Source organism: Kribbella sp. C-35 (assembly GCF_046549195.1).
Classification (GTDB): Bacteria; Actinomycetota; Actinomycetes; order Propionibacteriales; family Kribbellaceae; genus Kribbella.
Genome location: NZ_JAJPWG010000007.1, coordinates 174,792 through 187,281, shown reverse-complemented (window position 1 = coordinate 187,281; position 12,490 = coordinate 174,792). Strand labels below are relative to the sequence as shown.

Below are 12,490 nucleotides of genomic sequence, written 5' to 3'. Positions count from 1 at the left end.
GCATGTTCAACCACGCGCCTGACGGCTACGACTGCCCGTTCTGCCGACTGGCCGCCGGCGGCGAGGACGACCTCACGGCGCAGCACGACATCGTGCTGCGCCGTGAGCACGCACTCGCCTTCGTCGCCTCCCGCTGGTGGCCCAACAACAAAGGCCACGTCCTCGTGGTCCCGACTGCCCACCACGAGAACCTGTACGACCTCACTCCCGAATCCGGCCACGCCGTCCACGACCTCGTCCGCGAGATAGCCATCGCCATCCGCAGCACCTACAACTGCGAAGGAACCTCGACCCGCCAACACAACGAACCCGCCGGCTACCAGGACGCCTGGCACTACCACGTCCACGTCTTCCCCCGGTACCCCAACGACAACCTCTACAACACCCGCCACCTGGACACTCCCGCCACTCCCGCCGAACGAGCCCCCTACATCCACCGCCTGCGAACACACCTCAACCCCCACCCCTGACAATGAGGTGGTTCGGAGCTGTCAGGAGGCTGGAATCGCCACGGCCGACGGCTGCCACTCTCGCCTGAGCAACCCGAACACCCACGAGTCGGACACGTCGCCGTTGACGACGCAGTCTTCCCGCAACGTCCCTTCACGGACGAATCCGACCTTCTCCAGAACCCGGGCCGATGCCACGTTGCGCGTATCGGCCTCGGCCTGAACACGATTCAGGTCCAGTGTGTCGAATGCCCACTGCAGCAACGCGTGCGCGGCCTCCGTCGCGAAGCCGTGGCCCCACATCGACTCGTCGAGGCAGTAGCCCAACGACGCACTGCGGTAGTCCGGGTTCCAGCTGGTCAGTCCACACCAGCCGACGAAGGCCCCGTCAGAAGCACGGTCGATGGCCACCCGCGCCCCGGTCCCTTCGTCCGCCATCGTCCGGCACATCGCAAGGAAGCGCTCGGCGCGGGCCAGTTCGGTCCACGGCGGGGAGTCCCAGTAGCGCATCACAGAGGTGCTGCTGTGCATCGCGAAGAGGGGGCCCGCGTCGGCGTCGGTGAAGGGCCGCAGTCGCAGGCGAGCGGTGTGCAGTGTGGGGGTCGCCAGAGTCACGCGCACCATCTTGCGTCCTCAGAGGTCAGCCAGACCACCGGATATTCCCATCCCGGCCCGGCCCTCGCAGGACGTCGGCCGCCACCCGCAAGCCTGTTCAGGCCCGGTGCAGGTGGGCCAGTCGCTCTCCGCTCCACGACGGCGCATGCGGCCCACTCCCATTGCGACCCGGGCACACACAGCCCCGCTTGGCGCAGCACCTCCCCAACCCCACCCACACGCACCAAGCACCCCAGGCACCGCGCATCCGAGGCACCGCGCATCCCGCGCATCCCGGACACCGCCCACCCCCCGGCACACGCCGGACATCGCCCACCCCCGGACATCGCCCACCCCGGACATCGCCCACCCCGGGCACCGCGCACCTCCGGGGCACCGAACGTCCCGGGGCTGCTGGCCCGGCCAGCATCGGGGATCACGCGGACCCGGTGAGATCAGATGGTGGCGAAGGATGGTGGGCCGGCGCCTGATTCGTTGGTGGCGCGCTCACCCCATACCGCGAACCGGGCTGCTTCCGCACGCGTCAGTTCGTCGGCTTGCCAACGCCTCGGGCTTCCACCCGGTGCGGCGGCCGCAGGCACGGCTGTCCCACCCCACGGATCGACTGCCGGGCCCGACGTCTGGGGCCTTGAGCTACCGGTGCCCATCACAGCCGGCGGAACTTCGCCGACCCGGTGTCCGACGGATGCGTCTGGGCGCGCGGGGCGCTCACCCGGCGGCTCGTCTGCCCGGGATGCGTCATCCGATGGTCTGCGTGGACGGGGTGGTGGGTCGGCCCAGTGCGGGCGGGCTACGTGGACTTTGTTGTTCGTGATGGTGATGTTCCAGTGGCCGTTGTGCAGGTCGGAGTGGTGACGACGGCACAGCAGCACCAGGTTGGAGATCTTCGTTTCACCGCCGTCGATCCACGAGATCAGATGGTGCGCGTCGCACATGATTGGTGGGGCTCCGCACACGACGCAGCCGCGGTCGCGGGTGTTCAGGGCGCGCCGCATCGCACGGGTCACCAGGCGTTCGCACCGGCCGACATCCAAGGGCTCAGAGTTGGAGCCGAGCACGATCGGGATGACCTTCGCATCACACGCCAGCCGCCGGATGGTCGCCGCAGACAGTCCGTTGCTGTACACGGTCTGCCCGATCGCGTCCGCAGTCGCCGCCTTCAGATCCTGCAGGTCGATCGTCACGGTGATATTCGCCTTCGCCCCGAACCCAGGCACCACATCACCACCCACGCCCCTCGCAGCACCACGACCCACGCCATCCACCACACCACCATCCACACCGGGCTGTTGGCTTGCTACCGCAGCACCGTCCGCACCACCGCCCTGGCCAGCTACCGGCTCGTCGACCGGGGCATCATCCGAGCCGCGCTCCGCGTCGGCCGTCCCGTCCGCCGTAGAGCCAGCCGCCGTAGAGCCAGCTGCCGTTGAACCGGCCGGGGAGCTGGCTGGTGGATTGGTGGGGCGGGGCATCGTGGGCGAGAGGATGCCTGCGTCGAGGGCTGTGGCGGCGAGGGTCAGGGTGGTGGTGAGAGCATCCGCCTGACGCTTCTCTCGCGAGCGCGGGTCGGGGTCGCCGTCGATGGTTTTGTGGGGGCGGGCGCCGGTGGTGATCAGGGTGCGGAGGAGTTCGGCGTTTTCGTTGGCGAGGTAGCCGGTGAACTTCACACCTCGGTCCGCGGTTTTGAGGGTGAGGGATTCGCGGGCGTAGGCCTTGTGTTCTTCGGGTTCGGGGCCGTCGGTGTCGAGGATGTCGCGGGACTGGTCGGCGGCCTTGCGCAGATCGGTCGGTGCCAGGTGGCGCGCTAGGCGGACCAGTTCCTGTTCGGCGAACTCGACGTCAGCGACCGGCACCGTCGTCGGCACCTTTTCCAGCGCGGTCACGATCGCTTCGGCCTGGGCCGGGCGCAACAGCACCTCGGGCCGGCTGTCGTCGAGCAATTCGCCGGAGTCGGGATCCGATTCGAGTTCGGACGCCTCACCGGCGTCGACGAAACCGGGCAGGGCCGCGGCGACCGCCGGGTACTTGGGCAGAGCGCGGGACAGGCGGACATCGCGGAAGGCGCGAGAGTGATCGAGGCGGTAGCGGTACTCCATGTACTGGACCACGTCACGAGCGCCAACCCGTTCGGCGTACCCGGACTTGTCCATTGCCGCGACGATCCGCAGCCGACGCGTCTCGACCCGGGCCAGATCCGCGTCGCACTGGTCGAGGGCGTGCGCCAGTTCGGCGTCGCTCATCAACTCAGGCGGCTTCTCCATGCATCAAAGCCTAGACACCCCCACCGACAGTTTTCAAAGCCAGAACCCCTTATTTTCCAGGAGATTCGGTGCAGCTCTCAACTGTATGGGTGGAATCTGAGGGTGAACGTGTAGGGCGCTACGTCGAGGGTGTGTTGGTGGGTGGCGGGTGGGCCGCAGGAGGCTGAGCCTAGGCCGTTCTGGGCTAGGTCGAGGTTCAGGTAGATGTGGTCGTGGGGCGTGAGGTCTGAGCGGTGGCGGGCGCGTTCCAGGGCTTCGGTGGTCCAGCGGCGCGCGGTGAGCTGGAAGTGCGGCGTACCGGTCACTCGGAAGCCGTTGCCGTTGGCATCGGTCAGTTCGGCCCAGCGTACGTCGATGCGGGAGCCGTTCTCCTGCGGTACGACGTACGGTGTCTGTAGCTCGTCTACGGTGCGTGCGTACCGGCCCACTCGGGCGGCGTCGCGACTGTCGGCGTACGCCTCGCCCGGGCCGCCGCCGTACCACTGCACGTTCTCAAGCTCCTTGGGCAGCGTCAGCCGTACGCCGACGCGCGGCCAGCTGCTGCAGCGTGGTGTGACCGCTGCGCCGGCCCACTCACCCTCCGGCTGTACGTCGACGGTCAGTTGGAGGCTGTGTTCGTTGGCGGTCCAGTGGTACGTCGTACGCACGCTGACGCCGAGGCCCTCGGGGGCGACTCTCGTACGCACGATTAGCTCGTTGTCTTGTACTTCTACGGCGTCGACTCGGTGTAGCAGGCGGTCGAGGCCGGCGGCGCGCCACTCCTGGGTTACGCCGTTCCGGCCGCCCTGCCCGTTGTCGTTGTCGGTGGGGGCACGCCAGAGGTCCAGCTCCGGTCCGTCGACCACCTGTCCGAACAGTCGGGTCAGCTTGCCGGTGGTGCGGTCGAACTCACCTCCGCCGAGTGTCAGCAGCTCTCCGCTGTCCACGACAGGAGCCTCTGCGAGAGCAGGTGTCTGGTCGGGTTGGTCGAGCACGAACTGCGCCCAGGCGACCTCATGCCCAGCAGTAGCCCACGCTTCGTCCTTGGCCAGCACCGCACGCACGGTCAGCACCCGCTCTCCATCAGAAGATGAAGCGACGAGACCACCCCCCGGGGTGGTGGCGGGCGCGGTGGGTGGGAGGGGGATGGTGAGGGATTGGCCTGGGGGGATTGGTGGGAGGGGGAGGTGGCCGGTGGCTTGTTCTTGGCCGTTTTGGTTGAGGGTCCAGTGGAAGTGGAGGTCGGTGGTGTCTGTGTGGGTTCGGTGGTTGTGGATGGTTAGGGGGTCTGGGCCCGTGATGCGTACTGGTTCCAGGACCTTCTTGTATTCGGTGAGGCCTGGGGACGGGGTTCGGTCGGGGAAGAGGAGGCCGTCGATGCAGAAGTTGGTGCCGTGGAGGCGTTCGCCGAAGTCGCCGCCGTAGACGTGGTCGGTTGCGCCGGGTAACAGTAGGCCGTGGTCGATCCACTCCCAGAGGAAGCCGCCCTGCAGGCGCGGGTAGTGCTCCAGGATGCGCTGGTACTCGGCCAGCCCGCCCGGACCGTTGCCCATGGCATGCGCGTACTCGGCCAGGATGAACGGTAGCGCCCGCCGCCGCGCCTCGAGCGAAGGATGGTCCGCGGTCTCCTCCGGTACGTCCTCCGTACGCGTCCCGATCGCTTCGAGATCCTCCAACGGCGGGTACATCAGGCTGTAGAAGTCCGAGAACTCGTACGTCCGGTCCCGCTCGTAGAACACCGCCCGCTCCGGATCCCGCTGCCGCGTCCATGCCGCCAGCTCGCCGAGGTTCCGACCGCGGTGGCTCTCGTTGGCCAGCGACCAGATCACCACGCTCGGATGGTTCTTGTCGCGCTCGACCATCCGGCGCATCCGGTCGAGCATCATCGGCGCCCAGTCCGGGTCGTCAGCCGGGTTGCCGCGCCAGTCGGTGTAGATGAAGCCATGCGTCTCGATGTCGCACTCGTCGATCACCCACAGGCCGAGTTCGTCGCACAGGTCCAGGAACGCTGGGTGGGGTGGGTAGTGCGCGGTCCGTACGGCGTTGATGTTGTGCTGCTTCATCAGCACGAGGTCCTCGCGCATCCCGTCGACCGTCATCGCTCGGCCTCGCCGCTCGTCGTGCTCGTGCCGGTTCACGCCGCGGAAGAACAACGGCCGCCCGTTCGCGGTGAACAGCCCGTCGACCATCGCCACGGTCCGGAACCCGATCCGCAGTTCAACCGTCTCCCCCGGCACCTCGACCGTCGCGTCGTACAGCCGCGGCAGCTCGGCCGACCACGGCTCGACCGCACTGATCGTCACCGGTACACCCGGCTCAGCGACAATCCCGAGCTCCGGCACCCGCACGACCGCGTCCGGCGCAAAGCCCCCCACAGAGTTCAGCACCGCGTCCAGCGCCGTGTCCCGCGAACTGTCCCGCACTGAGTCCAGCACCGTGTACGACGTGACGTCGACTCGCAGTGTGCCGGCGCCGGTCAGGTGGTCGTACGACGCGTGTACGAAAACGTCGTCGATCAACGGGCGCGCGAGCAGGGTCACGTCCCGGAAGATACCCGGCAACCACCACATGTCCTGGTCCTCGAGGTACGAACCCGACGACCACTGGTGTACCCGCACAGCCAGCGTGTTCCGCCCCGGCCGCAGCAGGTGCCCGACCGTGAACTCGCTCGGCAGCCGACTCCCCTTCGCGGACCCGACCTCGACGTCGTTCAACCACACCTTGAAGCACGAGTCGACGCCCTCGAACCGCAGTACCGCGCCGTCGATCGGCCAGTCGTCCGGCAGCTCGAACGTACGGACATGGTCGCCCGTCGGGTTCGCGTCCGGCGCGTACGGCGGATCGATCGGGAACGGGAACGCGGTGTTGGTATACCGCGGCCGGTCGTGTCCCTGGAGCACCCAGTGCCCGGGGACGGTCAGCTCGCCCCAGTCCACCTCGACCTTTGGCATACCATTCGGCGCGCTCTCCCAGAGCTTGAAGTTCCAGCGCCCGTTCAGGCTGATCCGCGGCCGGGACGACCGCAGCCAGGCCCGCGGTTCGCGCGCCCCGGTGCTCGGCGTCAGATCCTCGAAGTACCTCACTGCGCCTCCTTGAGCACCCGAACATCCCACGGCTCCAACTCAATCTGCCCCAACTCCACCGGAACCGGCGGCTCGACGGTCACCGGTGTTCCCGACCAGTTGTGGACGAACCACAGGCGCTCCCCCGCCGCGTTCACCGCGGACAGCGCGGTCACCGACGGAGCCCACAACCGCGACTCCCCAAAGAGCGCCGCGGCTAAAGCACGATCCGGCACCGTGCCGACGTACGTCACCCGCCCAGCTCCGAACCGCTTGCTGGTGACGATCGGCCGCGGCCCAGACGGATGCTCGTACGACGCCAGTACGTCGGCATCGTCGACGAGCAACGTCTCCGCCCACCGCGTCGCATGCCCGGCCAACCCACGAAGCGGCATCGCCGACTCCAGGTTCTCGAACTCCTGGTATGCCATTCCGGCCGCCTCCCGCAACCGCGGCGGTGCAACCTCGGCACGCGGCCGAGCCTCCAGATCCGCATACCCGGTCCGCGGGCCAACGATCAGATGCCCACCGTCCCGCGCATACGAGACCAACCGATCCAGCACCGCGTCCGACGCGACGTAAAGCCCAGCCGCAACAACCACCGGAGCCGACAACGCGGCCTCCAGCCGCTCGACCGGCACCACCCCAGGCCGCAACCCGGCGTCCAGAATCCCCGAGTAGAAGGCCTCCACGATCGTCCGGTACGACGCCTTGTCCGGTATACCGCCCTGCGCGGCCAACGGCGGCTGGCACTGCATCGCCCAGTCGCTCTCGTTCGACCAGAGCACCGCGACGTCCACATCAGGCGTCAGATCCACCACAGACGACCCGGCCGCCGCCAGCTCAGCACCGATCGCAGCGATCTCGCGGTATACCCGACCCGGCTCCAGCCCGTGCCCGAGAATCCCGCCCCAGAACGTCTCCGCCCCGTGGTGGATCGAGTGCCAGTGCCAGTACTCGACCATCCGCGCACCACGCGACACCATCGCCCACGCGAGCTGCCGGAGCTGCCCGTCGTACGGCGGGCGGTTCTGGTGCGAACCGCCGATCGACGTCGCGTTCGTCTCGGTCACCAGGAACGGCTCCCCGCGCGACCCGTACACCCGATCCGCCGCCAGGAACAGCTCGGCGACACTCCGCGCGATCCACCCAGGATCGAGCGGCGACACCGAAGCAGGCCGCGCCAATCCATCCTGCACATCGACATAAATGTTGCCCGCTGCAACGTCCAGCTGCGACGTCAACGGGACGTCGGCCACCGCCGGCCGGTCGTACGCGAGACATGTCGTCACGAACTGCCCCGGCCGCCGCAACCCCCGCAGCAACGAAGCCTGCCACCCGATGAACTCAGAAGTCCGCGCCGCCTGGAACCGCCGCCAGGCCAAGTCGTACGACGGCGTACTGTTCCCGTCCGGCCGCCACAGCTCCGACCAGTCGCTCAACCGATGCGACCAGTACGTCAAGCCCCACGCCTCGTTCAGCGCCTCGACATCGCCGTACTTCCGACGCAGTCGAGCCACAAAGTCCGAGAACGCGGACGCGTTGTGGGCCAGCAGCACACCAGGCTCGTTGTCGACCTGGTACCCGATCACCGCCGGATGATCGCGATACCGCTCCACGATCCGCCGCACCACCCGCTCCGCATGGAACAGGAACGCGGGCTGCCCGTAGTCGATCTCCTGCCGGATCCCCCACGGCACCGGTACGCCGGTCTGCCGCTCGGCCGCGATCTCCGGGTGCGCGCGTTGCAGCCACGGCGGTACGGCGTACGTCGGTGTCCCGAGGATCACGCCGATCCCGCGGTCGCGAGCGCCGTCGAGTACCGGGCGGATCCATTCGAGGTCGAAGACGCCGTCCCGTGGTTCCCAGGTCGACCAGACCGACTCACCGACCCGGATGGCGGTGATGCCGGCCGCAACCATCAGATCCAGGTCGGTCGGCACCCGATCACCGAGCGAACGCGGCAGGTACTCCGGGTAGTAGGCCGTCCCCAGCACGACACGCGGCGGCAACATGCACCAACGCTAACCGACACCACAACACTCGTGCAATCGTTTGCACACGGGGAGTTCAACCCCGGGAGGTGCGGGCGGGAGGTGGGCGCAGGGGGTGCGCGCGAGGAGTTGTGCGCAGGGGTTCAGGTCAGCGGATGCGGGCTCGGCGCCTGGCCGGGCCGGTGCTGGCGCGTACTACGAGGTCCGGTGTGAGCAGGTCCGGCGCGGGCCAGTCGGCGCCGGCGAGCCGCTTGGTGAGCTGTTCCCAGGCCAGTTCGCCCAGCTTGGCGCGCTCGTTGCGCAGCGAGGTCAAGGGCGGCCGCGAGTACGCCGCGATCGGAATGTCGTCGTACGACGCGACCGACAGCTCGGACGGCACCTCGACGCTGTTGTCGTACATCCAGCTCAGCAGGCCGATCCCGACCAAGTCGTTGAACGTGATCACCGCGGTCGCCCGGCTGTGCAGCACGGTCGGGCCGGCGTCGTACCCGTGGTTGCCGGACCAGCCCCCGTCGATCTCGTCCAAAGTCACATCAAGCGCACGCGCCGTACGACGCAACGTCCGGCGGCGCTCTCCGTCCGACCAGGACGCCGCCGGACCGCCGACGTACAGCACCCGGCGATGGCCGAGACCAGTGAGATGCTCGAGCAGCAATCGCGAAGCAGCTCGATAGTCGATCGCGACCACGCCGGCGTTCTTCACGGTGCGGTTGATGCAGACCACGGGCACCGGCTGCGCCAGCGCCTTCTCCAGCCCGGCGCGGGTCAGTCGCGAGCTGCAGAGCACCAGCGCGCCGGAGTAGTCGACGAGCTCGTCGACGAGTCGCAGCTCCTCGGCCGGGTCCTCGCTGCTCTCGCCGATCAGCAGCCGGTACCCGCCGGCGCGCGCGGCGGCGTTGAGACCCTTCAGGACCTCGGAGAAGAACGGGTTCGTCAGGTCCGGCACCGTCACGCCGACCGTCAGCGGGCGGCCGAGCTTGAACTCCTGCGCCCGCTTGTCGGCGCGATATCCCAGCTGGCCGGCCACCGCGCGCACATGCTCGACCACCTCGGGCGAGATCAGGTCGGAACCGTTCAGCGCCCGCGACACCGTCGAGACCGAGGTGCCGGCCTCGCGTGCCACATCGATCAACCGAACCCGTTCCGCCACTGTCTTCCCTTCAGCCCTGGTGACCCTTAAGTCTGGCCGATCCGCACATTCCGGATCGTCACGTCGTCGGCGTACTGTACGACAGCGTCCGCCGCGACCTCGTCGAACCGGCTGTCGGTGATCGCCACCGAGGTGATGTGCTTCGTCTCCGCTCCCACGATGCGGTACGCCCGCTCGGCGCGGGCCACCCGGACCCGGTCGAAGCGGATGTCGCGCACGTCCGGGAACAGCGACTGGTCGCCACCTCCCTGGTAGCTGAAAGTAACCTCCAAAGGACGATACATCCAGGCTCGCGAATCCACGTCGCGGACATCGACATTGTGCACATAGCCGCCGCGGGTCGAGGTCGACTTCACACAGAGCAGCCATTGCAGGTACGCCTCGTCCGCGGCCGGGTCGGCCGGCGCGTGCAAACGCCGTACGAACACGTCCTCGACGCCACCGCTCAGCTCGCTACCGACAGCCACCGCGGCGCCGCCGCTGAGGAACGTGCAGTCCTCGACGATGATCCCGCGCGACGGCAGCCCGAGCCGGCGGCCGTCGGCGTCCCGGCCGGACTTGATCGCGATGCAGTCGTCGTGGGTCGCGAACGTGCAGTCGCGGATCAGTACGTCGGTGCAGGACTCCGGATTGCAGCCGTCGCCGTTCGGGCCCAGGTTGCTGACCGTGACGCCCCGGACGGTCACGTTGCGGCACTCGAGCGGATGGATCGTCCACATCGGGGAGTCCTTGACGGTCACGCCCTCGATCAGCACGTTCGTACAGCGGAACGGCTGGATGAAGCTCGGGCGGAGGTAATGCCCGGCACCGAAGACGCGCTGCTCGACCGGGACCTGCTCGTTGTTCATCCGTTCGAGCTCGCCCCAGTCGGCGCGTTGGTTCGGCAGGCCGGTGTGCCAGCCGTACTGGCCGCTGCCGATCAGGTACCACCAGTGTTCGTTGTCGCCGGCGCCGTCGAGGACGCCCTTGCCCGTGATGCCGATATCGGTCTGCCCCTCGGCGCGGATCAGCGACGAGTAGTTGTACACCTCGACGCTCTGCCACCGCGTCCGCACGACGGGCAGGTACGCCGCGGGGTCGTTGCTGAATCGTAGCGTCGCGCCTTCCTCCAGATGCAGGTCGACGTGACTCAGCAGGTTGATCGCACCGGTCTGCCACACCCCCGGCGGTACGACGACATGCCCGCCGCCGGCGTGATGGCAGGCGGAGATCGCCGCCGCGATCCCTGCGGTCGCGTCGTCGGGCGTCGCGCCGTACGCCGTGATCGGGAACCAGGCGTCCCGGAACCTCGGCGGGCGGATCCGCGATCTGACGAGAGCCTCGCGATCAGCAGCGGCCGCGGGCAGCCCGATGCCTGCAGCAACCACTCCTCCGAGCGAGACGCCGAGCAGCTGACGACGGGTGGGGCGCATGGCGAGGACCTTCCTCAGGGCCGGATGAGGTAAAGCTTTGCCCGCAAGTATCCAAGAGATTTCGGGGCGGTCAAGTCTTTGTCCACAGCCACCCGTTGACAGCCCAACGCGTGACGGGCACGATCGGTTGCAATCGTTTGCACGCAAGGAGCCGCGGATGACCGCCCCCGTTAGTCGCCGTACCGTCCTGCTCGCCGGTGGAGCTGCTCTCGCCGGTGGAACTCTTCTCGGCGGCAGTACCGCCCCGGCCGCCGCCGAAACAGCACCGGACGCGCAGATCGCCACCATCCTGGGCAGGATCCGCCCGCCTCGCTTCCCGGACCGCTGGTACGACGTGACCGACTTCGGCGCCGTCGGCGACGATGCGACCGACTGTACGGCGGCACTCCGCGCAGCGATCGAGACCTGTCACCGGCGCGGCGGCGGACACGTCGTCGTACCGGCGGGTGACTACCGGACCGGCGCCGTACACCTGCTCAGCCGCGTCGACCTGCACCTGGCGGCCGGTGCGCGACTGGCGTTCAGCCAGGACCCGGCGGCGTACCTCCCGGTCGTCGCGACGCGCTACGAAGGGACGGAGTGCTACAACTACTCGGCCTTCGTCTACGCGTACGGTCAGCGTGACATCGCGGTCACCGGTCAGGGAGTGCTCGACGGCCGCGCCGACGCGACGCACTGGTGGGACTGGACCGGCGGGCCGCCGCCGAACGAGGGACCGGACAAGACGCTGCTGATCCAGATGGCCGCGGCGGGCGTTCCGGTCGAGGAGCGGGTGTTCGGCGCGGGTCACAACCTCCGGCCGAATCTGCTGCAGTTCAACCGCTGCGAGAACGTGCTGCTCGACGGCATCACGGTCAAGGACTCGCCGATGTGGAACATCCACCCGGTCCTCTGCCGCAACGTCACGATCCGCGGCGTCACCGTCGACAGCCCGAACGGCCCGAACAACGACGGCATCGACCCGGAGTCGTGCACCGACGTACTGATCGAGAACTGCACGATCAGTACCGGTGACGACTGCATCGCGTTCAAGTCCGGCAAGGACGCCGACGGGCGGCGGGTGAACGTGCCGGCCCGGTACGCCGTCGTGCGGAACTGCGAGATGGCCGACGGGAACGGCGGCGTGACGGCCGGCAGCGAGACCAGCGGCGGCGTGATGGACATCTTCGTCCGCGACTGCCGGATGAGCAGCCCGCACCTCGAGCGCGCGATCCGGATCAAGAGCAACCCGGACCGCGGCGGGACGATCACCAATATCGACGTACGCCGGGTGACGGTCGGGCAGGCTGCCGACTCGGCGATCGAGATCGTGCTCAACTACGCCAACGTGACGACCGGAGCGTACCCGCCGGACGTGCACGGCATCACGATCAGCCAGCTCACCGTGGCGTCCGCGCCGCGCGCTCTGAACCTGCTCGGCCTCACCGACGACCCGCTGCGGGACATCCGCCTGCACCAGTGCCGCTTCGACGCGATCACCGAGGACAACGTGATCGAGAACGTCGAAGGCCTGCGCCTGAACCAGGTCTGGATCAACGGCGCCCGCGTCGACAACTGAAGGAGCCTCA

Annotated in this window: 8 protein-coding genes; 2 read left to right on the top strand and 6 right to left on the bottom strand. The window is 68.3% G+C overall.

Annotation, left to right across the window (positions count from 1 at the left end):
* The first annotated feature begins 2 nt into the window (after nucleotides 1-2).
* Nucleotides 3-470: an HIT family protein gene (locus ACLJOO_RS38445; protein ID WP_410792744.1), complete on the top strand. Its 468-nt coding sequence runs from the start codon at nucleotides 3-5 to the stop codon at nucleotides 468-470.
* Nucleotides 471-491: 21 nt separating this feature from the next.
* Here ACLJOO_RS38445 and ACLJOO_RS38440 read toward each other — a convergent pair whose 3' ends face one another.
* The 6 genes from ACLJOO_RS38440 to ACLJOO_RS38415 all read right to left on the bottom strand — a co-directional run bounded on the left by ACLJOO_RS38440 (nucleotide 492) and on the right by ACLJOO_RS38415 (nucleotide 10,922).
* Complete coding sequence (locus ACLJOO_RS38440) at nucleotides 492-1,073, bottom strand: GNAT family N-acetyltransferase (RefSeq protein ID WP_410792742.1); 582 nt, start codon at nucleotides 1,071-1,073, stop codon at nucleotides 492-494.
* A 425-nt stretch (nucleotides 1,074-1,498) separates the two neighbouring features.
* Nucleotides 1,499-3,325, bottom strand: coding sequence for a DUF222 domain-containing protein (locus ACLJOO_RS38435; protein ID WP_410792740.1), 1,827 nt, complete (start codon nucleotides 3,323-3,325; stop codon nucleotides 1,499-1,501).
* 77 nt (nucleotides 3,326-3,402) lie between these two features.
* Nucleotides 3,403-6,387, bottom strand: coding sequence for a glycoside hydrolase family 2 TIM barrel-domain containing protein (locus ACLJOO_RS38430; protein ID WP_410792738.1), 2,985 nt, complete (start codon nucleotides 6,385-6,387; stop codon nucleotides 3,403-3,405).
* The gene (locus tag ACLJOO_RS38425; protein ID WP_410792736.1) at nucleotides 6,384-8,381 is read right to left on the bottom strand and encodes a beta-galactosidase; all 1,998 of its coding nucleotides are present in this window, start codon (nucleotides 8,379-8,381) and stop codon (nucleotides 6,384-6,386) included. The genes ACLJOO_RS38430 and ACLJOO_RS38425 overlap by 4 nt, the downstream gene beginning before the upstream one ends.
* A 127-nt stretch (nucleotides 8,382-8,508) precedes the next feature.
* Nucleotides 8,509-9,510 carry a LacI family DNA-binding transcriptional regulator gene (locus ACLJOO_RS38420; RefSeq protein WP_410792734.1) on the bottom strand — a complete coding sequence of 334 codons (1,002 nt, stop codon included), beginning with the start codon at nucleotides 9,508-9,510 and terminating at the stop codon, nucleotides 8,509-8,511.
* 26 nt (nucleotides 9,511-9,536) lie between these two features.
* On the bottom strand, nucleotides 9,537-10,922 hold the full coding sequence (locus ACLJOO_RS38415) for a glycoside hydrolase family 28 protein (protein WP_410792732.1): 1,386 nt from the start codon (nucleotides 10,920-10,922) through the stop codon (nucleotides 9,537-9,539).
* Between the two features lie 157 nt (nucleotides 10,923-11,079).
* Here ACLJOO_RS38415 and ACLJOO_RS38410 point away from each other — a divergent pair, with 157 nt between their 5' ends.
* Nucleotides 11,080-12,480, top strand: coding sequence for a glycoside hydrolase family 28 protein (locus tag ACLJOO_RS38410; RefSeq protein WP_410792730.1), 1,401 nt, complete (start codon nucleotides 11,080-11,082; stop codon nucleotides 12,478-12,480).
* Nucleotides 12,481-12,490: the final 10 nt, after the last annotated feature.